At 42.8% G+C, this 24,185-nt stretch carries 21 protein-coding genes; 16 read left to right on the top strand and 5 right to left on the bottom strand.

What is annotated here, in order from left to right:
• Nucleotides 1-30: 30 nt before the first annotated feature.
• On the top strand, nt 31-1,770 hold the full coding sequence (gene dld / locus AC4IFO_RS01135; RefSeq protein ID WP_490731140.1) for a D-lactate dehydrogenase: 1,740 nt from the start codon (nt 31-33) through the stop codon (nt 1,768-1,770).
• Between the two features lie 56 nt (nt 1,771-1,826).
• Here dld and sbcB read toward each other — a convergent pair whose 3' ends face one another.
• On the bottom strand, nt 1,827-3,254 hold the full coding sequence (sbcB, locus tag AC4IFO_RS01130; protein ID WP_490731138.1) for an exodeoxyribonuclease I: 1,428 nt from the start codon (nt 3,252-3,254) through the stop codon (nt 1,827-1,829).
• A gap of 347 nt (nt 3,255-3,601) precedes the next feature.
• Between sbcB and AC4IFO_RS01125 the strand changes: the two genes are divergently transcribed.
• Together AC4IFO_RS01125 and tmaR are read left to right on the top strand one after the other, a co-directional pair.
• Nucleotides 3,602-4,885 carry an MFS transporter gene (locus AC4IFO_RS01125; RefSeq protein WP_490731136.1) on the top strand — a complete coding sequence of 428 codons (1,284 nt, stop codon included), beginning with the start codon at nt 3,602-3,604 and terminating at the stop codon, nt 4,883-4,885.
• Between the two features lie 124 nt (nt 4,886-5,009).
• The gene (gene tmaR / locus AC4IFO_RS01120; protein WP_004253179.1) at nt 5,010-5,342 is read left to right on the top strand and encodes a PTS system regulator TmaR; all 333 of its coding nucleotides are present in this window, start codon (nt 5,010-5,012) and stop codon (nt 5,340-5,342) included.
• Nucleotides 5,343-5,401: 59 nt separating this feature from the next.
• Here the strand turns inward: tmaR and AC4IFO_RS01115 are convergent, their stop codons facing one another.
• Nucleotides 5,402-6,091: a helix-turn-helix domain-containing protein gene (locus tag AC4IFO_RS01115; protein WP_490731134.1), complete on the bottom strand. Its 690-nt coding sequence runs from the start codon at nt 6,089-6,091 to the stop codon at nt 5,402-5,404.
• Nucleotides 6,092-6,297: 206 nt separating this feature from the next.
• Here AC4IFO_RS01115 and AC4IFO_RS01110 point away from each other — a divergent pair, with 206 nt between their 5' ends.
• From AC4IFO_RS01110 to AC4IFO_RS01100, 3 genes are read left to right on the top strand one after another with little or no spacing between them, the layout of a single operon-like run.
• Nucleotides 6,298-8,628 (top strand): molybdopterin-containing oxidoreductase family protein, encoded by a 2,331-nt coding sequence (locus AC4IFO_RS01110; protein ID WP_490731132.1) that lies wholly within the window; start codon nt 6,298-6,300, stop codon nt 8,626-8,628.
• 2 nt (nt 8,629-8,630) lie between these two features.
• Nucleotides 8,631-9,179 carry a 4Fe-4S dicluster domain-containing protein gene (locus tag AC4IFO_RS01105; RefSeq protein ID WP_225818851.1) on the top strand — a complete coding sequence of 183 codons (549 nt, stop codon included), beginning with the start codon at nt 8,631-8,633 and terminating at the stop codon, nt 9,177-9,179.
• Nucleotides 9,180-9,181: 2 nt separating this feature from the next.
• The gene (locus tag AC4IFO_RS01100) at nt 9,182-10,000 is read left to right on the top strand and encodes a dimethyl sulfoxide reductase anchor subunit family protein (RefSeq protein WP_490731130.1); all 819 of its coding nucleotides are present in this window, start codon (nt 9,182-9,184) and stop codon (nt 9,998-10,000) included.
• 1,103 nt (nt 10,001-11,103) lie between these two features.
• Here the strand turns inward: AC4IFO_RS01100 and AC4IFO_RS01095 are convergent.
• Together AC4IFO_RS01095 and rne are read right to left on the bottom strand one after the other, a co-directional pair.
• A complete protein-coding gene (locus AC4IFO_RS01095; protein ID WP_490731128.1) occupies nt 11,104-11,403 on the bottom strand; it encodes a putative quinol monooxygenase in 300 nt (99 codons plus the stop codon).
• 196 nt (nt 11,404-11,599) lie between these two features.
• Nucleotides 11,600-14,797, bottom strand: a complete 3,198-nt coding sequence (gene rne, locus AC4IFO_RS01090; protein WP_490731126.1) for a ribonuclease E — start codon at nt 14,795-14,797, stop codon at nt 11,600-11,602.
• 541 nt (nt 14,798-15,338) lie between these two features.
• Here rne and rluC point away from each other — a divergent pair.
• Entirely contained in the window at nt 15,339-16,298 is a 960-nt protein-coding gene (gene rluC, locus AC4IFO_RS01085) for a 23S rRNA pseudouridine(955/2504/2580) synthase RluC (protein WP_490731124.1), read from the top strand.
• 45 nt (nt 16,299-16,343) lie between these two features.
• On the opposite strand, the gene AC4IFO_RS01080 is transcribed toward rluC, so the two are convergent.
• On the bottom strand, nt 16,344-16,928 hold the full coding sequence (locus AC4IFO_RS01080) for a Maf family protein (protein WP_490731122.1): 585 nt from the start codon (nt 16,926-16,928) through the stop codon (nt 16,344-16,346).
• 143 nt (nt 16,929-17,071) lie between these two features.
• Here AC4IFO_RS01080 and yceD point away from each other — a divergent pair, with 143 nt between their 5' ends.
• From yceD to pabC, 9 genes are all read left to right on the top strand, one after another.
• Complete coding sequence (gene yceD, locus AC4IFO_RS01075; protein ID WP_004911841.1) at nt 17,072-17,596, top strand: 23S rRNA accumulation protein YceD; 525 nt, start codon at nt 17,072-17,074, stop codon at nt 17,594-17,596.
• Nucleotides 17,597-17,608: 12 nt separating this feature from the next.
• Entirely contained in the window at nt 17,609-17,779 is a 171-nt protein-coding gene (gene rpmF / locus AC4IFO_RS01070; RefSeq protein ID WP_047755811.1) for a 50S ribosomal protein L32, read from the top strand.
• Between the two features lie 11 nt (nt 17,780-17,790).
• Nucleotides 17,791-18,831, top strand: a complete 1,041-nt coding sequence (gene plsX, locus AC4IFO_RS01065) for a phosphate acyltransferase PlsX (protein WP_353243614.1) — start codon at nt 17,791-17,793, stop codon at nt 18,829-18,831.
• 9 nt (nt 18,832-18,840) lie between these two features.
• Nucleotides 18,841-19,791: a beta-ketoacyl-ACP synthase III gene (locus AC4IFO_RS01060; RefSeq protein WP_490731491.1), complete on the top strand. Its 951-nt coding sequence runs from the start codon at nt 18,841-18,843 to the stop codon at nt 19,789-19,791.
• An 18-nt stretch (nt 19,792-19,809) separates the two neighbouring features.
• Entirely contained in the window at nt 19,810-20,742 is a 933-nt protein-coding gene (gene fabD, locus AC4IFO_RS01055; RefSeq protein WP_490731119.1) for an ACP S-malonyltransferase, read from the top strand.
• A 7-nt stretch (nt 20,743-20,749) separates the two neighbouring features.
• On the top strand, nt 20,750-21,484 hold the full coding sequence (gene fabG / locus AC4IFO_RS01050; protein ID WP_225818844.1) for a 3-oxoacyl-ACP reductase FabG: 735 nt from the start codon (nt 20,750-20,752) through the stop codon (nt 21,482-21,484).
• Nucleotides 21,485-21,639: 155 nt separating this feature from the next.
• Nucleotides 21,640-21,876, top strand: a complete 237-nt coding sequence (acpP, locus tag AC4IFO_RS01045; protein ID WP_004253236.1) for an acyl carrier protein — start codon at nt 21,640-21,642, stop codon at nt 21,874-21,876.
• Nucleotides 21,877-21,954: 78 nt separating this feature from the next.
• Entirely contained in the window at nt 21,955-23,205 is a 1,251-nt protein-coding gene (gene fabF / locus AC4IFO_RS01040) for a beta-ketoacyl-ACP synthase II (RefSeq protein WP_490731116.1), read from the top strand.
• A gap of 149 nt (nt 23,206-23,354) precedes the next feature.
• Complete coding sequence (gene pabC / locus AC4IFO_RS01035; RefSeq protein ID WP_490731114.1) at nt 23,355-24,185, top strand: aminodeoxychorismate lyase; 831 nt, start codon at nt 23,355-23,357, stop codon at nt 24,183-24,185.

The raw sequence follows: 24,185 nt of genomic DNA, 5'->3' as shown, positions 1-24,185 counted from the left end.
CAATATGAATTCGAGTAAGAAGGCGCACACATGAAAGATGCACAAAAACCTGAGAATCAACGATTATTACTCACACTCAGGAACATTGTTGGTAAAAAAAATATCCTCACTGAGCCACACAAAACAGAACGTTACCGTAAAGGGTTCCGCTCAGGAACCGGAGATGCGATTGCCGTTGTATTTCCAACCACCTTGCTTGAGCAATGGCACGTATTTAAAGCGTGTGTAGAAGCGGATAAAATTGTCTTAATGCAAGCGGCGAACACTGGGTTGACTGAGGGCTCAACACCGAGTGGTTATGATTATGACCGCGATATCGTGATTATTAGTACCTTGCGATTAAACCAAATCCAAGTGCTTCCTGAATTTAACCAAGTGGTTGCCATGCCAGGCAGCACCTTATATGACCTAGAAAAAATCCTAAAACCTCTTGGGCGTGAGCCGCACTCTCTGATTGGCTCATCTTGTATTGGTGCATCCGTTGTTGGTGGAATTTGCAATAGTTCTGGCGGCTCATTAGTGCGCCGTGGCCCTGCGTATACCGAGCTTGCGTTGTACGGTCGCGTTAATGATGATGGGAAAGTTGAGCTAGTTAACCACTTAGGAATTGATTTAGGGAATACGCCAGAAGAAATTTTGACCAATCTGCAAAACCGTGGTTATAGCAGCGAAGATGTACAAGTCAGTGATAAATTAGCCTCTGACCATGAATATGCTGAACGAGTTAGAGACGTTGATGCAGACTCTCCATCTCGTTTTAACGCCGATGAGCGTCGTTTATTTGAAGCATCAGGGTGTGCGGGCAAGTTAGCTGTATTTGCGGTGCGTTTAGATACCTTCCCAGCGGATAAAAAAACACAAGTTTTTTATATTGGCTCAAATAACCCTGATGTACTGGAAGATATTCGCCGTTATATTCTGAGTGAATTTAAAAACCTACCCGTTGCCGGGGAATATATGCACCGTGGTTGTTTTGATATTGCGGAAATATACGGCAAAGACACCTTCTTAATGATTGATAAATTTGGCACCGATAAAATGCCAATGTTTTTTACCATTAAAGGACGTATTGATGCTGTATTAAATAAAGTGCCATTCTTACCGTCTAATTTAATTGACCGTACAATGCAAGTACTCAGTAAATTATGGCCATCTCATTTACCGCATCGCATGAAAGAATTCCGCGACCGTTATGAGCATCATTTAATGTTAAAAATGGCAGGTGATGGAATTGATGAAGCTAAAGTTTGGCTAAAATCCTATTTTGCGCATGCAGATGGCGGCTACTTTGAATGCACCCCAGAAGAAGGGGCAAAAGCCTTTTTACACCGTTTTGCTGCGGCGGGCTCTGCGGTACGTTACCACGCGGTTCATAATAAAGATGTCGAGGATGTATTGCCGCTAGATATTGCATTGCGCCGTAATGACCGGGATTGGTTTGAAAAACTGCCTCCTGAAATTGAAGATTTATTAGTGCATAAATTATATTGCGGGCATTTTATGTGCCACGTTATGCACCAAGATTATGTTTTGAAAAAAGGGGTTAACCCAAAAGAATTAAAAGAAAAAATGCTCGCTTTGTTGGATGAGCGCGGTGCGCAATACCCTGCTGAGCATAATGTTGGGCATTTATATAAAGCGCCACCACAATTAAAGTCATTTTATAAAAATGCGGACCCAACCAATACAATGAACCCTGGTTTAGGTAAAACGACTAAACGTAAACATTGGGAAGGGGATTGTGGTTGCGGGCAATCAGGCGATCATTAATCTAAATTAATTTAAATAAAAAACGGGCAGATAATTTCTATTCTGCCCATTTTTTATTAACTCGCTAACTCCATCGCATAATTGACCAACGCTTTTAATTGCTGGCAGCGTTTTTCATCATGTTGATGTTCTTCTAATAAGAATTGTATTTGTTGCATATATTCCGTTAAGCGAGCTTCACTGAAATAATCCCGACGATGTTGTAACCAGCGCTGCTGTTCTTCATAAGAAAGGGTCGCTGGGTAATTACGTGCTTTATACCGGAAAAAGAGTTCTTTCATTCGTTTATCTTCAAAACTTAAATCTAACGCAGGTAAGTTTTGCGGCGGGGTTTCACGAATAATATCCATGGTAGAGCGGTCAGAAGGGCTAAAAAAGCCATTATATATTTGTGTATCCACATCATCCGAAATTTCGAACTTTTGCGGCTCGCTAAATAATTCGATCAATTTATTCCGAATATCGGGGTTCTTACGCAAGATGTCTAAATTGCGATGACAAAGATCTCTATCTAACCCTGTACGCACTGCATCTTCATCACGTAATGTTTTTTCAGGCGCTAAAATAGGGCATTTATTGATATGCACTAATTTGACAGGAACAGGAGGCTCACCATTTAGCTCAGATTTAGGTGTATATAAACGCTCGCGTAATTCTTGGGTATTTAAGGTTAACAATGGCGAAATATCCGCGGATAAATCACACATAATGACTGCGTTGCGGTTTTCAGGGTGCCAAGCTAGCGGAGCGACTAAGCTGACATAAGAACGCAATGCACCAAACATACCTGAAACATGTACTAAAGGCGTTATTTCTACAATATCAATAAGTTGACTGACTTTGTTTTTATTGCGTAGTTGATAAAAATAATCAAACATACGCGGTTGCGCCGCTTTGAGTAACTTTGCCATGCTAATAGTTGCTATCACATCTGACATCGCATCATGAGCATTTTCGTGAATAATGCCATTGGCTTTTGTTAAGTGCTCTAAACGCATACTTGGCAAACCGTCTTCATTTTCAGGCCATTCAATGCCTTCAGGGCGTAGCGCAAAACAGGCGCGCAGTGGGTCGAGTAAATCCCAACGTGAATTATTCTGTTGCCAGCTATATGCATAAGGGTCGTAAAAATTACGGTAGAGAATATTACGAGTGACTTCATCATCAAAACGAATGTTGTTGTAGCCCATAATACACGTATTGGGCACACTAAACGCTTGGTGGATGCGTTTAGTAAACTCGGCTTCATTAACACCTTGTGCTAAGGCAATTTGCGGGGTGATCCCAGTGATCATGACGGCTTCAGGCTGTGGCAGATAATCATCAGCAGGTGCACAGTAAAAAACTTCAGGCTCTTCAATGATGTTAAAGTCTAAATCAGTGCGTACACCGGCAAATTGAGCAGGCCTATCAAGTGCAGGGCGCTTGCCAAAAGTTTCGTAATCGTGAATAAAAAAAGAAGGTTGTTTTTTATTGTTTTGCAACGTTATCACCGTTTGAATTCTGTGCGTTTGAATCTGATAGTGGGATATTGTTAGATTCACTATTCCATATAAATCAATGATACCTTATCTATAATCAAAGCTAAACCAAGGTCATCTGAAATAGCAGGAAAATCAAATTGAATATCAATGAGGTATTTTTGAGTGCCAGAGGTGGGAGCCTAATGCTATTGTTAGTCTGTAGAGCATGAAATGTTATGTCTATCACATAAATAAATTGTTAACGTTAACATTGGTGATTAACATCACAAAACAATAGCTTTTGAGTGGGAATTAATAAATGTTAACCTTAACATTTGCCAAAGGTAAATTAAGAATAGGTGATTAACATGAATAGTAGTGCAAGGAAATACTATGTGTTATTGAGCGCATTGTTGTTTTTTTTCTTTTTTACATGGTCATCTACATTTTCAGTTGTTGCCATTTGGCTACGCAAGTATGTCGGCCTAGAAGGGGCGGATACAGGGTTTATTTTTGCCTGTATTTCAATTGTCGCGCTATGTGCTCAACCATTGTATGGCTTCTTGCAGGACAAATTAGGGTTACGCAAAAACTTATTATTATTTATTGCCGTTTTACTGATTGCGTCTGGGCCATTTTTTATGGTTTTTGGGTCGTTATTAAAATGGAACGTCGTGATTGGCAGTATTGTTGGTGGGTTATTTATTGGGATGACGTTCCATGCGGGAATTGGCGTCCTTGAATCTTATACCGAGCGTGTCAGTCGATTACGTAATTTTGAATATGGTAAGGCGAGAATGTGGGGTTCTTTGGGGTGGGCTGCTGCTACATTTTTCGCTGGGCGCAATATTAATATCGACCCTGACTATAATTTTATTATGGCGACGGTGTCTGGTGTGCTTTTTTTAATCATTCTATTAAACCTTAAAACGGCAAATGCGGATGCTTATAATAATTTAGAGCATGGTAATCCTTCTTCAATTACATTGCGTGATGCCTTACAGCTTTTTGCTTTACCGCGTTTTTGGGCGTTAATATTATTTGTATTAGGCACGTGTATTTATAGTGTGTATGACCAACAATTTATGGTGTATTTTTCGCATCAATTCCCAGATGAGAAACTAGGGAATGAGATGTACGGTTATCTAAACTCATTGCAAGTATTCCTAGAAGCAGGGGGAATGTTTTTAGCGCCGTTCATCGTCAACCGAATTGGGGCAAAAAATGGTTTACTATTTGCCAGTTCAGTGATGGCATTGCGGATTATTGGTTCAGGATTAGTCGAGGGGCCTATTCTTATCTCTGTCATGAAATTGCTGCATGCGGTTGAGTTGCCTATTTTACTGGTGGCAATCTTCAAGTATAACAGTCGCCATTTTGATAAACGCTTGTCATCAACACTTTATTTAGTTGGGTTTAGTTGTGTAAGCTCCGTGGTTGCCAGTGTGCTATCACCATTAGCGGGCTGGGGGTATGACAAAATTGGTTTTGCGCAGACCTATTTGATAATGGGCTTGTTTGTCGTTATAACAACGATATTGTCTGCTTTTTGTCTTAGAAATGATAAAACGAATAATACAAAGCCTAATCTTGATGAGAAATCAGCAGAATTAAATCAAAATAATCCAGAAATTCGAGCAGTAAAAGCATAACCCAATGATCTTTTTCAATAGATTAAATCAATAAATATGTGAAACTGACTTGTAACGTAAGGCGATTAGATTGTATTGTGTAATGAGATTATGCGTTTTGAATATTGACTAGAGGGTTTTAAACATGGACAACGCTAACAAGCCGTCTTTCCAAAATGTTCTGGAATTTGTGCGTATGTTTCGTCGCAAAAATAAAATTCGTCGTGAAATTACCGACAATGAGAAAAAAATTCGTGATAACCAGAAGCGTGTTTTGTTACTGGATAACTTAAGCGAATACATTAAGCCCGGGATGTCAATTGAAGACATTCAGGCGATTATTGCTAATATGCGCAGCGACTATGATGACCGTGTTGATGATTACATTATCAAAAATGCAGAATTGTCAAAAGAACGTCGTGAAATCTCTAAAAAATTGAAAGAGATGGGCGAGCTGCCACGAATTGACGTAAAATAGAATAAAATAGCCGAGTTAATCTCGGCTTTTCTTTACTCTTATTTAATCAACACTAACGATTATAATACGAGAGTCTTTACCTGCTTAATAAGTGCGTTAGCTAATGGCGCCATTTCTGTTTTTTCAATAAACCCCATTGTAATAGCTGCCGCGATTAATTCTCCCCCCTGATTAAATACAGGGCAGGCAATAGATTGTGCGCCGGGGATCCCCTTTGTGGGCTCATATCGAATCGCATAACCTTGGCTAACCACTTTATTGAGTTCATCTTGCGAATAATCTTCACACAAAAATTGCTTATCAAAAGCCGCATAAATTAAACCTGCTGCACTTTTGGCAGTGGGTAATGGGGTGTTTGGTAAGAAATCAATTTCAATATTTTTAAAACTACGGTTGTATTTAACCAGTGATAACAATTTCCCAGAACGTAATGCAACGCCAGTGGAAACATTTTGTTCATCGCGAAATTGAATCAAACTGTTATTAATAACATCGACAAAAGACCCTTCAGGCTCAACAAAATTTGCTAGAAAGGTGAGGTTTCGGCCTAAGCCATAACGGCTCGTTTGGGCATCTTGGTATAGCATTTGTGTCCGACACAGCGAAACTAAATATTTATGCAATCGGCTTTTGGATATTTCACAACCTTTGGAAATATCTGCGGCTCGCGCTATTCCACCATTTTGAGCAATAAAATTCAGAATGCTGACAGCGATATCAACAGAATTAACACCTTGCAGGGTAGACATACATAAACCTCGTTTTAACAATTCCTTCTATTTTACCATGAGTAATCTGTCCCTCCTAACAACCAAAGAATCTGAGAGTTAATCATTAAGTGGTAGTTATTTTGCACCTATAAATAATAACAAAGCTTGATTCGCCTCAAGTTCACTATTTGTGAATGGAGTATATATATAGTGTACTTTTAAAGGCAATGTCGAGGTTTACTATAATGAAAACAATAAATGAATTACGTCTAAAACGCCGAACGCTCCTAAAAGGGCTTGGTGTTGTTGGGTTGGCGACTATCACACCGTGTTCTTTTGCGCAGGGAAACAATAATCAGCCCCTGCCAAAGGTGCGATTAAAATTGTCTGACTACAAAACGTTTCGTTCAACCTGTGCAATGGAGTGTTTGCACTGCAACTTAACGGCTTATACCTACCAAGGTAAGTTAATGAAAATACAGGCAACAGAGGGCTTTAACGTTAAATGTTGCTTACGAGGAATGAGTAGAACGAAGTGGGTATATCATGACCAGAGGATCACAACACCGTTATTGCGTGTAGGGGAAAAAGGAAAAGCGGAATTTAAACCCATTAGCTGGGATGAAGCGCTTGATCTTATAGAGAAAAACATTCGAGAGACAATCGCTAAGTATGGTAACGAAGGATTGTTCATTTCGACCCATGCAGGAAATATGGATTCCATCAAAAATGATATGGGTAAGGCATTTTTTGATTATTTAGGCGGTTCGACAAAACAAGCGGGTTCTTTGTGTTGTTCAGCAGTCACTGCGGCAATGATCCCAATGGTGGGATTACGCTACGCTGATACACGGGATACGGTGGCGGATAGCCGTTATATTTTGTGTTGGGGAAATAACCCTGCGGTGACCATGCAGGCCTATTTTAAAAACTACAATCAAGCACGGAAAAATGGTGCGAGGTTAGTCGTCATTGACCCGAGGTTTAATGAAACCGCGGCAAAAGCGGATGAGTGGATCCCTATCATTCCAGGGACAGATACAGCGTTAGCACTTGGCATGATTAAAATTATTATCGAAGAAAATCGTATTGATGAAGGTTTTCTTCGTGCACATACTGGTGCGGTTTATTTGGTAGATGAGAAGCAACAGCAGCTTAGGCAAGATGCCTCTGACCCTGATAGTTATCTGGTATTTGATATTCTAAGTCAGCAACTTGTTCACCACGATTCCACAGGGATAAAACCTGCATTATTTCAACATGAGTTACCTAGGCAGTTCGCGTATACCACTGTTTTTGAGCAAATTTACCAGCAAGCGCAAGGGTGGGATGTGGCACGAGTTAGCGCGGAAACTGATGTGCCTGTGGAAACAATTGTGCGCCTTGCCCGTGATTATTCTTCAATTACCCCCTCAATGATTGTGCAAAATATGTCTGGTGCTCAACGTACTGAGCATGGTGCATATGTGGCGGCAAGTCAGTTTTACCTTGCTTTGCTAACGGGGAATATCGGTAAACGCGGCGCAGGTGTTTGCGATGCAGGCGGTGCAAGACAGATGGCTAAATTTAGCCCAATTGTACCACCTGCACCGAACGCAAAAAATATTCCGCCAATACCTGTGGCAAAAGTCGGCGACTATATCGTCAATGAGAAGCCCCATCCGATTAATTTTTGGTGGGTAATGACGATGGGCGTGATGACGCAATTGCCTAATACTAACAAAGTGCGGGAAGCACTGAAGAAAGTGCCTTTTGTGGTGGTTGCAGATAACTTAATGAGCTCAACAGCGCTATATGCGGACTTAGTCTTGCCTGTCACCACTATTTTCGAAGATACCAGCTTGATGGCTGGGGTGCGCAGTCAGTATGTACAATTGATGGAAAAAGCGGTTGAGCCTGTGGGGGAAGCTAAACCAGACTATTGGATCTTTGCTCGTCTAGCTGAGCGCTTTGGCTTTGGCGAGGTATTTAATAAGCCTATAGAGCATTATATTGATGCTTGCCTTGTGGGCTCGGGCATTACACGTGAAATGCTAGAGAAAGGCCCCGTAAGGCCAGTCGAAGGGGATTGGATCCCGTTTAAAGACGGGGTGTTTAGAACGTCGACCAAAAAAGCCCATTTTTTCATTGAAGATTGGCAAAAGAAAAACTTTTCACCTGTAGTGGCTTATTACCAAGTAAAAGAGTCGGTGAAGGGCTCCCCTGAACTTGCTAAAAAATACCCTTTAATGGCAGTGCAGCGCAAGTTAGCGCGCAGTGTTCACTCCAGTCATGGAATGAATGAATGGATCCTCGAGGTGCAACGTAATCAACCCAATGTGTTAATCCACCCAGAAGACGCTAAAACACGCGGCATTCAAAATGGTGAATGGGCAGTCACATTTAATGATAGGGGGGAGCATAGAGCGATTGCGGTAGTCACGACACACATTAAAAAGGGCGTCATTTCCCTCGATAATGGCTGGTGGGAGCAACAAGGGGGAAGCAGTAGCCATGTGACTAATGACCAAGTGGAGCATTTAGGCACAGGCCATTGCTGTAATAGTACGCTCGTTGACGTGAGAAGGGAGGCATAATCATGGTTAAGCAATATGGTTTTCTCATTAATACAAAAGATTGCTATGGTTGCCGCACTTGTTCAATGGCATGTAAATCAGAGAATGTGACTCCTCCTGGGGTTTTATGGCGGCGTGTACGTGAGTTCAATGATGATTCACCGAATACACAGGCATTCATTACAATGTCGTGTAACCATTGTGATGACCCTCAATGCTTAAAAGTCTGCCCTGCAGATACTTACACTAAACGGCCAGATGGAATTGTGGTGCAAGACCATGAAAAATGTATTGGTTGCCAAATGTGTATTATGGCGTGTCCATACCATGCCCCAGTTTTTGACCCGGCTGAAGGTAAAACCAGTAAATGTAATATGTGTGCTGAACGATTAGATGAGGGATTACTGCCTCGCTGTGTGGAGTCTTGCCCGACAGGGGCAATTGAGTTCGGCGAAATTTCTGAACTTCGTAAAAAACATACAACAAATTGGGCGGTACTGGAGAAGCGCTATAATATGCCCGATCACACAATCAGCCAGCCTAATATTGTGATTATTGGAATGGAGGACTAATCATGAATATTCATCATATGGAACTCCCTTTGGTATTTTTCACTGTGATGAGTCAGTGGGGGATTGGTGCGGTACTCGCCTTGACGTTATACCAAATGAAAGCCAGTACGGAAAATAAACTTGTTGGCAAATCCCTACGTACAGCGGTGTTAATCATTTGGTTAGTTGAAGTGATAGGATCGTCTATGTCTATGGGGCACTTAGGGGTTCCATTAGAAGCTTATCGTTCAGTACTTGGATTAGGCCATTCGTGGTTAAGTCGTGAAGCGGTTACGTTTGTTTTGCTTAATGGCCTAGTGACTCTCTGGGCACTTTCTTGCTGGTTACAACCAACAGCAAATATGCGTAATATTGTATTGGGTTGGTTGAGTGGTGTCGGTGGGTTAGCGGCAATTCTTGTCACAGCACAAGTGTATTATCAAATGGTAGCCCATCCACTCTGGCATAGCCCTGCAACACAAATTGCCTTTATTGGTAGTGCAATTGTATTAGGGTTTAGTTTTATCACACTGTTTGTTCGTGCTTTAGCCAAACCGGTGCCAACCGTGATTAAAATCGGCGTGATATTGGGTGTTGTGTTTGTATTGATATCACAAATTATTCGCGTGCAAATACCTGCAAGCCAAGGGGGAAGTTATCTCTTATGGTGGCAAGTTGTTATGAGCATGATATTACCGTGCGTGATAGCCCTAAGAGGGGGCAAGGGTAAAAAGCCATCAATACTGTTATTGGTTGCATTGATGGTGGCTATGTTTAGTGGTGAGTTAGCGGGTCGAGCGTTGTTTTATGGAGCGGTTATGATGCAGGCGCCTTGGTTCTAAAAATCCTCGTCATATTTCGGGCTGTGGCGTTGTTGGCTTCGCTCAGTCACACAGGTCACATACTTGAGTATGCTCCCTGTGCTGCCTTCGCTTTGCCGCCTAGCCACAACGCGAACTATTTAGAGAATTGGTCATTGGTATACAGCCATATTTCGGGCTGTAGCGTTGTTGGCTTTGCTCACTCACACAGGTCACATACTTGAGTATGTGGCCTGTTCTGTCTTTAATTTGTCGCCTAGCCACAACGCGAACTATTTAGAGAATTGGTCATTGGTATACAGCCATATTTCGGGCTATGGCGTTGTTGGCTTCGCTCACTCACACTGGTCATATACTTGAGAATGTGGCCTGTTCTGTTTTTAATTTGTCGCCTAGCCACAACGCGAACTATTTAGAGAATTGGTCATTGGTATACAGCCATATTTCGCGCTATGGCGTTGTTGGCTTCGCTCACTCACACAGGTCATATACTTGAGTATGTGGCCTGTTCTGTCTTTAATTTGTCGCCTAGCCACAACGCGAACTATTTAGAGGATTGGTCATTGGTATACAGCCATATTTCGGACTATGGCGTTGTTGGCTTCGCTCAGTCACACAGGTCACATACTTGAGTATGTGGCCTGTTCTGTCTTTAATTTGTCGCCTAGCCACAACGCGAACTATTTAGAGAATTGGTCATTGGTATACAACCATATTCAGGGTTGTAGCGTTGTTGGCTTTGCTCAGTCACACAGATCATATACTTGAGTATGTGGCCTGTTCTGTCTTTAATTTGCCGCTAGCCACAACGCGAACTATTTAGAGAATTGGTCATTGGTATACAGCCATATTTCGGGCTGTAGCGTTGTTGGCTTTGCTCAGTCACACAGGTCATATACTTGAGTATGTGTCCTGTTCTGTCTTTAATTTTTCGCCTAGCCACAACGTGGACTATTTTAAGGATTGGTATTAAATAGCCAATGAGATCCAGCCTTATTATTTGTTGACGAAGATATTTTTAGCAATATGCTTTTAGGCTCAAGGCTCAAGGCTCAAGGCTCAAGGCTCAAGGCTCAAGGCTCAAGGCTCAAGGCTCAAGGCTCAAGGCTCAAGGGCATTAGTTGCTATTCGTCAGGGACAAATGCGCTATTCATCAACTTAATAATAGGGTCGGATTTTTTATAACTATTGATAAGCGGGACGAGGCGTTTGAAATGTTCGCTCGCACAGTGAATATCAAGCGCGTGTTGGTCAGGCCATTCCTCAATAAAAACAAAATGCCCAGGATTTTTTTGGTCAACATACAAATCATAACTAATGCAAAGGGGCTCTTGTTTTGTCGCTTCAACCAATTCACGGTATAACGGCATCACAGTTTCAATCGCTTCTGTTTTGATAAAGTCTTCTGCAATCACTTTCAGCATAATAGATCCCTTTCTGTGTGGTGGTTACTGTATAAAAACACAGTTATATAACCATAAGGATAGTACTAACACAAGCGTTGATTATCGATAATCAATGAAACTTTTTAATTGGTAAATTAATAATTTGAATGCAGATAAATAACAAAAAAGCCTTGGTGGTTTCCCAACAAGGCTTTTTAGTCAGTACTGATTTAGCTTAGAAACTAGCAGGTTTTGCCATTTCTGAAGTTGCAACATTCGATGCCACATGGCCACCTGCGCCACCTTTACCTTCAAACGTAGAGGTCTCGCGTTGGTACTCAGTAATTTCAAATGCTGCCGCTGCATCAGTTGGTGCAGGTGCCTTAGTCATTGGTGAGTAGGCATGGCGTTTATGCAAGCTATTTGCAGTCGTATTAGAGGTTACTGGCGCCTCGACCTTAGTTGGTTCAATTACCACTGGGGCAACTGGCTGTTCAACGACAGGCTCGATAACAGTTTCTGCAATTTCTTCAACGACAACGGCAGGTTGAATGTTTTCTTCAATGATAGCTTCAACAACCGTTTCAACTTCGGTATCTGCAGCAACAATGGCTTCTTCAACCTCAGTTTTTACATCGTCGATAGCTGTTTCTGTTGTTTGCTCTTCAACAACTGCGGTAACTTCAGCGGTTGGTGTAATAACTTCAGCAGGTTGAATTTCTTCAACAACAGCTACTTCCTCAACCACAGGCGTTGCGACAACAGCAGGTGCAGCAGCCACTACCGCGTTTGCATTGACTGGCTCAATGCCATTTTGCTGTTCAAGCATTTCTTCATTCGTAATGATTGCCATGCTCTCTTGTTGAGGCTGAACAATTGGGTAATGAATGAAAACTTTACCTGAAGCAAGTTCTGGTGATGCTACCGCAGCCGCTAATGGCATTGGCGAAGCATTGAGATGACGCTCATCACGGTAACGACGACGACGTTGACCGCTCACACGTAGGTGGCGAGGAGAACGGCGTGAACGACGAGGAATGATGGTGTCTTGTTTTTCTTCGTTATCTGCTTGATGGTTTAAATCTTGCAGATCATCAGCTTGCACTTGGCCTTCAACTTGATTAACCGCAGCTACAGGAGCGGGTAATGCAGCAACTGGCGTAGAAACAACAGGTTCTGCAACATCGGTTTTAACCACTTGCTCGTTATCAGTCACACGAATTTTTTGTGTTAACTGACGACGTTGGCGACGAGGAGCCGCTGGACGCTGCTCTTCTTCTTCCCTTGCATTTGTAGCTTCAACGTTATCTTGTTGTGCATCTTGCTGAGTTTTTGCAGTTTGTTGCTGACGTTTTTCATCTTGACGGCGACGGCGATCAGCGCGCTGTTCACGACGCTGTTGGTTGTCACGATTGCCGTTTTCTGCAGTTTGCTCATCTTGCGGTGCCGCATTTTTATTATTGCGACCCTTGTTACGATTATTCGTCTCTTCCGATGAGGCATTGCGATCATTGCGGTTATTGCGATTGTCACGGTTGTCGCGATTATCACGGCTATCGCGGTTTTCGTTATCATCACGGTCACGGCGATTATTATTGCGACGATCATTATTACGACGACGATCGTTATTACGGCGACGGTCATTATTATTGCGTGGCTTAGGTGCTGGTGCTTCAACCACTTTCTCTTCTTCACCACCGAAGAGACCTTTAAAGAATGCTGCAATTTTGCTGAATAAGCCTGGTTGTGCAGGTTCATTTGCTGTTGCTACAGGCGCTTTAGTTGGCACCGCATCTTTTAGTTTGGCAGCAGGAAGTTCGACTGGCTCTTGCAGAGCAAATGCGGAAATAGCAGGTTGCTCAGGTGCTTTACGCTCAGCGGTTGTTTCATCAGTATGAGTTAAGGTTTCGGTTTCGTGATATTGAGCTAAGTTATAGCTCAACGTATTCACTTCTTCACCTTTACGGATACGGATCACGTGGAAGTGAGGCGTTTGCATCTGGTCATTTGGCACGATAACAACACGAACGTGAGTTTGGCGTTGTTCGATTTCACTTACTGCCTTACGTTTTTCGTTCAGCAAGTAAGACGCGATTTGTACCGGAACGATTGCGTGCACTTCGTGGGTATTTTCTTTCAGTGCTTCTTCTTCGATTAAACGAAGAACAGATAATGACAGCGATTCGTTATCACGAATTGTCCCTGTACCCATACAACGCGGGCAAACATGGTGGCTTGATTCACCTAATGATGGGCTCAAGCGCTGGCGGGACATTTCTAATAAACCGAAACGAGAGATACGGGCTATTTGAATACGAGCACGGTCTTGGCGAACAGCTTCGCGTAAACGGTTTTCCACTTCACGTTGATGCCTAACAGGCGTCATATCGATAAAGTCGATAACAATCAAACCACCGAGGTCGCGCAGACGTAATTGACGTGCAATTTCATCCGCAGCTTCAAGGTTAGTATTAAATGCGGTTTCTTCGATGTCACCACCACGCGTTGAACGTGATGAGTTGATATCAATCGCAGTTAATGCTTCAGTGGTATCAATGACTAACGCACCACCAGAAGGTAAACGCACTTCACGTTGGAACGCTGATTCAATTTGAGATTCGATTTGGTAATGGCTGAATAATGGCACATCGCCACTATAATGTTTGATTTTGCTTGCAAAATCGCCGCGACCAATCGCTTCAATATGGTTGCGAGCCATTTCGACGACTTTCGGATTATCAATCAGAATTTCGCCAATATCTGGGCGCAGATAATCACGGAACGCACGCACGATTACATTACTTTCCTGATGAATGAGGAAAGGTGCAGGGCGGTTTTCAGCGGCTTTTTGAATCGCTTCCCAGTGACGTAAACGGTACAGTAAATCTTGTTGCAGGGATTCTGCGGATTTACCAACACCCGCGGTGCGGACAATCAGGCCCATGCCATCTGGAATTTCTAAAGAAGACAGAGCTTCTTTGAGTTCCGTACGGTCTTCACCTTCGATACGACGAGAAATACCACCTGCGCGTGGGTTATTTGGCATTAACACTAAATAGCTACCTGCCAGACTAATAAAAGTGGTTAACGCTGCACCTTTATTACCACGTTCTTCTTTATCAACTTGAACGATAACTTCTTGGCCTTCTTTTAACACATCTTTGATGTTAGGACGGCCTTGAGAGTGATAGTTGCTTGGAAAGTATTCGCGAGCGATTTCTTTGATAGGAAGGAAACCGTGTCTTTCTGCGCCATAATCAACAAAAGCAGCTTCAAGACTAGGTTCGATACGGGTGATTTTACCTTTGTAAATATTCGCCTTTTTTTGCTCATGACCCGGGCTTTCGATATCCAAATCATAGAGACGTTGCCCGTCAACAAGGGCAACACGCAACTCTTCCTGTTGAGTTGCGTTTATTAGCATTCTTTTCATGTTATTACTTACTCATTATTTTCTTTTAAATAAAGAGCAGCGAAAGAAAGAGCTACTGTAAACCGATGGCCTCGTGATTTTTACAAAACCGTCTGCCTCGCGGCAGTCGTTCGTATAGAGACGCGCAGTATTCGGTGAACCTGATTTTTAGATTAAAAATTCAGCGTTCTTAATTAAGGTGCCGTTAATTATCATTAAAACGGAAGTCCCTAACCCAATAAGCCAAAATTCGTTGCTCGCTAATTTATTTGATATTGCTAAATGTCTTACGCCATTGCTGCATTGTTACGCTATCAAATAAGAAATCCTATAAACGCCAATTTTCGTTTTTTAAACATCTCGGCAACTACATATTATTCCATTGCCATGTGCATTATAGCAAGTCGATAAGGAAGTTATATGGAAATTTTATTTAGAAATAGGATAAATCATGCAGAAAATAACCAAAATAAAAAAAAACATAAAAAAATTCGTGGAGTCGGTATGATAGAGAGAGTCAATAAGCGCATATTTTAATCAATTAGAGTTAACGCATTCCCGAATGAATACACAAAATCAAGTTCAATTTATAGACATCAGCGATGACGAGGCTAGGCAACGCATCGATAACTTTTTGCTCGCTAAACTTAAGGGCGTACCAAAAAGTATGATTTATCGCATTATCCGTAAAGGGGAAGTGCGTGTGAATAAAGGGCGGATTAAGCCTGAGTACAAACTCGTTGAAGGGGATCAGGTTCGTGTTCCGCCGGTGAGAGTTGCAGAACGCGAAGCACCCGCTGTTTCCGCTAAATTAGATAAAGTGGCTGCATTAGCAAACTGCATATTATTTGAAGATGACGCCATACTTGTACTGAATAAACCTTCTGGTACTGCGGTACACGGTGGAAGTGGGTTAAGCTTTGGTGTTATCGAAGGGCTTCGTGCCTTACGGCCTGAAGCGCGCTTTCTTGAGCTGGTTCATCGCCTCGATAGGGATACCTCAGGCATTTTATTGGTTGCGAAAAAGCGTTCGGCATTAAGAGCCTTACACGAACAATTACGCTTGAAAACCATGCAAAAAGATTATTTGGCCTTAGTGCGTGGCAATTGGCAATCTCACGTAAAAGTGGTTCAAGCTCCGTTATTGAAAAATATTTTGCAAAGTGGTGAGCGAGTCGTCAAAGTGAGCAGTGAAGGCAAGCCATCGGAGACGCGTTTTAAAGTAGAAGAGCGTTTTGAGAATGCAACGTTAGTAAAAGCGAGCCCTGTGACGGGGCGAACGCACCAAATTCGTGTGCATACCTTATATGCAGGCCACCCAATTGCGTTTGATAACCGTTATGGTGATGAACAATTTGATAGCCAGTTAGCGGATACAGGCCTTAATCGATTATTTTTGCATGCAAGTGCATTAAAATTCACACACCCAAAAACTGGGGAAGAAATGCGCCTGCAAGCGCCAATGGGTGCAGAGCTCAACCAATGTTTAAAAGTCTTACGTAATCGTAAAACCTCATCTTAAGTTCCAATGATTGGCGGGTAGGGACGATTACCCGCCAATCATTGACTAATCCAGCAGTGGGTTCACATCATGCTGGCGTAGCATATCGAGCAGCAAGATAATTGGTAATCCAATTAAGGTGTTAGGGTCGCGCCCATCGAGCTTATCAAATAACGTGATGCCGAGTCCTTCTGATTTGAAACTCCCAGCACATTGGAACGGTTCTTCCTTATACAAGTAGTTGGTGATTTCCTGGTCAGTTAGCTGACGGAAATACACATCGAACAATTCACACTGCAAATTAAATTTGCCAGTTGCGGAATCTAATAGGCACAATCCAGTATAAAAAGTGATTTTATTGCCCGATGCTGCTTTCAATTGTTTGAATGCATTTTCAAAGGTGTGCGGCTTACCGACAATTTTGCCATCAATGACACACACTTGGTCAGAGCCAATAATTAAATGTTGAGAGTATTGTTCTGCAAGTGCCGCTGCTTTGGCATGAGATAACCGCATGACCAAAGCTTGAGCGGATTCATTTAAAACAGGCGATTCATCAATGTTCGGAGGCGAGGCTAAAAATGGCAACCCTAATTTTTTTAATAAGGATTGTCGATAGGATGAAGTTGACGCCAAAATAATCGATTTCATGATTTTTCTCGAAACTCGTAGCCAAAAGGGTTAACTCATTTTAAACTATAAACCGCAAAACCTGCGATTTTTTGGTGAAAAGGCGAGTTTACCCCGCCTTTTTCTTTGACTATAGCTCATTACAAAGTTAATATGCGCGCCTTATGCAAAAGGTAAAATTACCCCTGACTATCGATGCGCAGCGTGCAGCTCAGAAAAACCTCGACTATGTCGGGAGTTATACACCTGAGCAAGTTGCACGTCTTGCAGAATCAGTAGTCAGTGTAGACAGTGATGTAGAAACCGAATTATCATTTAATATTGATAAACAGCGTCTCACGGTTATCGAAGGGAAGTCCGATGTGGATCTCACCCTCCAATGCCAACGCTGCGGAAAAAATTTCAAGCATCATGCCTACGTATCGTATTGTTTTAGTCCTGTCGTCAATGACGAAAAGGCCGAAGCATTACCGGAGCTCTACGAACCAATTCAAATTGATGAATTTGGTGAAATAGATTTGCTGGGAATGATAGAAGATGAAATAATTCTTTCCTTACCAGTTGTTCCGGTTCATGATTCTGAACACTGTGAAGTGTCCGAAGCGGACATGGTGTATGGTGAACTGCCTCCTGAGGCAGAAAAACCAAACCCATTTGCCGTATTAGCCAGTTTAAAGAAAAGTACTTAAGGAGTAAGGTCAATGGCCGTACAACAGAATAAACCAACTCGTTCAAAACGCGGTATGCGTCGTTCACATGATGCACTGACTGCTACCCTAGTTTCTGTAGATAAAACTTCAGGTGAAACTCACCTGCGTCACCATGTGACTGCAGACGGTTTTTACCGTGGCCGTAAGGTTATCAGCAAGTAATTGTTGGTACCTTGGCTAATCTAACCATCGCGTTAGATGCAATGGGCGGGGATGTTGGTCCCCGCGTCACAGTGCCTGCTGCATTGCAGGCTCTGGCATCTAATTCAGCACTCAAATTACTGCTTGTCGGTCAACCCGAAGCCATTCAACCTTTGCTTGCACATTTAAGTGCTGAGCAAATTTCGCGCGTCGAAATTATCCCTGCAGACGGAATTATTGCTAATGATGCTAAGCCATCGAATGCAATAAGACAAAGCAAAGGAACCTCGATGCGAGTGGCATTAGAGTTAGTGAAGACAGGGCAGGCACAAGCGTGCGTGAGTGCAGGTAATACAGGCGCGTTGATGGGGTTAGCAAAGTTGATGTTAAAATCCATAGACGGCATTGAGCGCCCAGCGCTAATGACCATCTTACCGAATCAGCAAAAAAGCCAAACGGTGGTGCTGGATTTAGGAGCAAACGTCAACTGCAGTAGTGACATGTTAGTGCAATTTGCCGTAATGGGTTCGGTGATGGCTGAAGAAGTGGTCAACATCACAAAACCAAAAGTTGCTTTGCTTAATATCGGTGAAGAAGAGAGCAAAGGGCTGGATAATATCCGCGAAGCCGCCGCAGTGTTAAAAGAAACGGCGTCCATTAACTATATCGGTTACGTTGAAGGTAATGAATTACTGACAGGTAAAACGGATGTGTTAGTGTGTGACGGCTTCGCAGGTAACGTCTCATTAAAAACAATGGAAGGGGTAATCCGCGTTATTCTTTCCTTGTTAAAATCGGCGGACGATGAAAAGAAAAAACGCAGTTGGTTGATGCAACTGGCGAAAAAATGGCTTAAAAAACGTTTAATGAAGCGTTTTGGGGATATGAACCCCGACCAGTATAACGGTGCGACTCTGTTAGGATTAAAAGGTATTGTGATCAAGAGTCATGGTGCGGCTAACGAAAATGCATTTAAAGCTGCGATTGACCGTGCAGTGCAAGCTGTTGAAAAACAAGTACCAGAAAGAATAACAGCGCGATTAAATATTGTTTTACCCAGGAGCGATCAATAACCTATGGCTATGTACAGTAAAATCTTAGGAACAGGCAGCTACTTGCCAGCGCAAGTACGCACCAATGCTGATCTGGAAAAAATGGTTGATACTTCCGATGAATGGATTGTCACCCGCACTGGGATACATGAAAGAAGAATTGCTAACGAAGACGAAAATGTCTCCGTAATGAGTTTTCATGCGGCACAAAAAGCCCTTGAAATGGCGCAAGTTGAAGCCAGCGAAATAGGTTTAATTATTGTTGCAACAACGTCTGCAACCCACGCTTTCCCAAGCGCAGCTTGCCAAGTACAACAGATGCTAGGCATTCATGATTGTGCAGCCTTTGATGTTGCCGCTGCGTGTGCAGGTTTTACCTATGCAATCAGCATTGCAGACCAGTTTGTTAAAACGGGCATGACGAAAAAAGCATTAGTTATTGGCGCAGATGCATTGTCAAAAACATTAGACCCAGAAGACCGCGGTACCATTATTTTATTTGGTGACGCCGCAGGTGCTGTTGTTGTAGGTGAGTCTAACGAACCCGGTATTATTTCTACCCATTTACATGCTGATGGCCGTTATGGGGATTTACTCGCATTGCCTAATCGCAGTCGTTGTTCAGACGACCCTGCGTATTTAACCATGACAGGTAACGAAGTATTCAAAGTTGCAGTCCGTGAATTGGCGCACATTGTTGATGAAACTTTGGCCGCAAGCGGTATTGCAAAAGAAGAACTTGATTGGTTAGTGCCACATCAAGCAAATTTAAGAATTATTGCTGCGACGGCAAAAAAACTCGATATGACCATGGACAAAGTGGTTATCACCTTAGACCGTCATGGTAATACTTCTGCGGCATCGGTCCCAACTGCATTTGATGAGGCAGTGCGCGATGGACGTATTCAACGTGGCCAACTTGTGCTGTTAGAAGCATTTGGTGGCGGTTTCACGTGGGGCTCTGCCTTAGTTCGTTTTTAATTTACTGAGAAAACAGACATGACACAATTTGCGATGGTATTTCCCGGACAGGGTTCTCAGTCTTTAGGAATGTTAGCAGCATTAGCTGAAGAAAATCAGCTGGTTGAGCAAACATTTGCTGAAGCATCAGAAGCATTGGGTTACGATCTTTGGGCATTAGTCCAAAATGGTCCAGAAGAAGAATTAAACAAAACATGGCAAACACAGCCTGCATTACTAGCGGCATCTGTGGCGATTTTCCGTGTTTGGCAAGCTAAAAACGGTGCAATGCCTTCAATTATGGCAGGGCACAGCCTTGGTGAGTATTCTGCGTTAGTTTGCGCAGGCGTTATTGACTTCAAAGAAGCCATTAAGCTTGTCGAATTACGTGGCAAGTTAATGCAAGAAGCGGTTCCTGAAGGTACAGGCGCAATGTATGCCATTATCGGTTTAGATAATGAATCCATTGAAAAAGCTTGCCTAGAAGCGGCGCAAGGCCAAGTGGTTTCGCCAGTAAACTTTAACTCCCCAGGCCAAGTGGTTATCGCAGGGGAAAAAGCGGCAGTTGAACGTGCGGGTGCTGCGTGTAAAGAAGCGGGTGCAAAACGCGCACTGCCGTTATCGGTAAGCGTGCCTTCACACTGTGCATTAATGAAGCCTGCTGCTGAAAAATTAGCCGAAGCGTTAGAAAAAATTGAATTTTGTGAGCCAGTCTATCCAGTTATCAACAATGTTGATGTTAAAATTGAGCAATCGGCACAAAATATTCGTGATGCTTTAGTCCGTCAACTGTATAATCCAGTACGCTGGACAGAAACAGTAGAATTGATGGCAGATCAAGGTGTTGAACACCTTATCGAAATGGGACCGGGTAAAGTATTGACTGGTCTTACCAAGCGGATTGTCTCTAATTTAACTGCCGTAGCAGCCAATGATCCTGTATCATTAGACACTGCTTTAGAAAATAGCTGAGGACGACATGAGCTTTGAAGGAAAAATTGCACTGGTAACAGGTGCGAGCCGCGGAATTGGTAAAGCCATTGCTTTAACGTTAATTGCACGCGGTGCTACCGTTATTGGTACAGCGACCAGCGAAAAAGGCGCAGAAGCTATTACCGCTTACCTTGATGGTAAAGGGAAAGGTTTAGCGTTAAACGTGACTGATGCAGCATCAATCGAAGAAACGTTGACCAAAATTCGCGAAGAATTTGGCGAAATTGATATTTTGGTTAATAATGCAGGTATCACTCGCGATAACTTATTGATGCGTATGAAAGAAGAAGAGTGGCAAGATATTATTGACACCAATCTTTCATCCGTTTACCGTTTGTCTAAAGCCGTTTTGCGTGCCATGATGAAAAAACGTTGTGGGCGTATTATTTCCATCGCATCTGTTGTGGGCGTGATGGGGAATGCGGGACAAGCAAACTATGCAGCAGCGAAAGCTGGGCTGATTGGTTTTAGTAAATCATTAGCTCGTGAAGTCGCTTCTCGTGGTATTACTGTTAACGTCGTTGCTCCAGGTTTTATCGAAACGGATATGACGAAAGCATTGACAGATGAACAGCGTGCAGGCATTTTATCTCAGGTTCCTGCAGATAGACTGGGTGATGCACAAGAAATTGCCAGTGCTGTAGCGTTTTTAGCTTCTGACGAAGCTGCTTACATCACAGGTGAAACATTGCATGTCAATGGTGGCATGTACATGATCTAAAGAAATGATGGAACTATTTGCATTATTAGTGTTATCCAACGCTAAATAATGCAAAATAATGGTTCCAACAGCCGGGATTGGGTTGTATCTTTTCCTGTATTTCATAAACTACGAAAACCATCGCGAAAGCGAGTTTTGATAGGAATTTTAATAGTATGAGCACTATCGAAGAACGCGTTAAGAAAATCATCGTTGAACAACTGGGTGTTAAAGAGGAAGAAGTTGTAAATACAGCTTCATTTGTTGATGACTTGGGCGCTGATTCTCTTGACACAGTTGAGCTGGTTATGGCTCTGGAAGAAGAGTTCGATTGCGAAATCCCTGACGAAGAAGCTGAAAAGATCACAACAGTACAGGCTGCGATTGACTACGTCGAGAACGCATCTAAATAATTGTACGAAAAACATGTCTAGGCGATCACTCGATCGCCTATGTTCCTTTTGTAACTTTTCCCTCCTTGGAGGAAATACGTGTCTAAGCGTCGTGTAGTCGTAACCGGACTGGGCATGTTATCTCCTGTCGGCAACACAGTTGAGTCATCATGGAAAGCTGTTTGTGACGGACAGAGTGGTATCAGCCTCATAGATCATTTCGATACTACTAACCACGCAACTAAATTTGCTGGCTTAGTAAAAGATTTTAACTACGAAGATTTTGACATCTCTCGCAAAGATGCGAAGAAGATGGACCCATTTATTCAATATGGTATTGCAGCAGGCTTCCAAGCCTTTAAAGATGCTGGATTGGAAGTAACAGAAGCCAATGCTACTCGTATCGGTTTAGCGATTGGTTCTGGTATTGGCGGGTTAGGGTTAATTCAGGATAACTGTGAAGCTATGATGGCCGGTGGCCCTCGTAAAGTTAGCCCATTCTTCGTACCATCGACAATCATTAACTTGGCAGCAGGCCATTTAAGCATTATGTATGGTTTGCGTGGTCCAAGTATTGCGATTGCTACTGCTTGTACATCCGGTGTTCACAATATTGGACACGCTGCACGTATGATTGCCTATGGCGATGCAGACGTTATGTTGGCAGGCGGTACTGAAAAAGCGACGACACCTTTAGGTGTGGCAGGCTTTGGTGCTGCACGTGCACTATCAACTCGCAATGATGACCCACAAGCAGCAAGTCGTCCTTGGGATAAAGACCGTGATGGTTTTGTTCTCGGTGATGGCGCAGGTATCATTATTCTTGAAGAATATGAACATGCGAAAGCGCGTGGAGCTAAAATTTACGCAGAAGTGGCTGGCTTTGGTATGAGCAGCGATGCTTACCATATGACTTCTCCGCCTGAAAATGGTGAAGGAGCTGCATTAGCGATGGAAAATGCGCTAAAAGATGCAGGCATTGAGGCGAGCGAAGTGGGCTATATCAACGCGCACGGCACATCAACAAATGCAGGTGACTTAGCGGAAGCGCAAGCGGTTAAGTCTGTATTTGGTGAAGACTCAAATGTGTTAGTAAGTTCAACAAAATCCATGACAGGCCACCTATTAGGTGCTGCGGGTGCAGTTGAATCTATCTTCACAATTTTGTCTCTGTGTGATCAAATTGTCCCACCAACGATTAATCTAGATAACCCTGATGAGGGTTGCACACTGGATTTCGTTGCAAATAAAGCACGTAAAGTTGAGAACATGGAATACGCTCTGTGTAACTCCTTCGGCTTTGGCGGCACAAACGGTTCATTGATTTTCCGCCGTTACCACGCAGAATAATCAATTCGTTCCGTTATTAATTCAGCCTCAGTTGTGTCTGCAACTGGGGCTTTATTTTACCCGTCTCTTTGCACAGCTCTATGCTTTAGTTTATGATAGTTCAACCTGATTACTGTCTGATTTATCAGCTTTTATTATAAGTGTTATCAATGTCATATTGGGTTAATGGTCAACTTTGTCAGCAAATTAGTGTCTCTGATCGCGCTGTTGCGTTCGGGGATGGTTGTTTTACGACTATCCACGGAATGAATCAGCAAGCGAAGATGCTAAAAGAGCATATTGCGCGTCTAGCACGTGATTGTGAACGGCTAAAAATTACGGTGCCTGATTGGGATGAACTAGAGCGGCACTTAGTTGAAATTTGTGCAAATCAAGCGGATGACGAATTTGTATTAAAAGTCATTATTAGCCGTGGTGAAGGCGGGCGAGGTTACAGCTCTGTCGGTTTTACGAAGCCAACAATTATTGCCAGTGTTTCACCCTTTCCATCGCACTATACTCAATTACAGTGCAAAGGCGCTAAGCTGATATTGAGCCAAACACCTGTTTCGCGAAACCCATTATTGGCAGGGATGAAACACCTAAACCGCCTTGAACAAGTGTTGATCCGTCAAGAAATCGATGAGGCTCAAGCGGATGAAGCGATTGTACTCGATACTGACGGTACTATTGTCGAATGTTGCAGTGCAAATGTGTTTTGGCGCATCGGGCAAACAGTTTATACCCCCGTGTTATCACACAGTGGGGTGAATGGATTAATGAGACAAAAGATCATAGCGTTATTAGCAGGGAGCCAGTACCATTTTGAAGAAATTGAACGGTTCGCTTCCATATTAGCTCACTGTGATGAGGTCATTATGTGCAATGCCTTGATGCCAGTTCTCCCCGTTCAAAGTATCCAAATAGGCACACAAGAAAGCCCATTGCAGTATGATTCGCGGGAACTGTTCGAATACTTATTTTTACGCTGCAAAATCTAA

The organism is Providencia sp. UF-224 (assembly GCF_058245955.1).
Note: the sequence above shows the minus strand (reverse complement) of the source record. Positions and strands in the feature narration are given on the sequence as shown.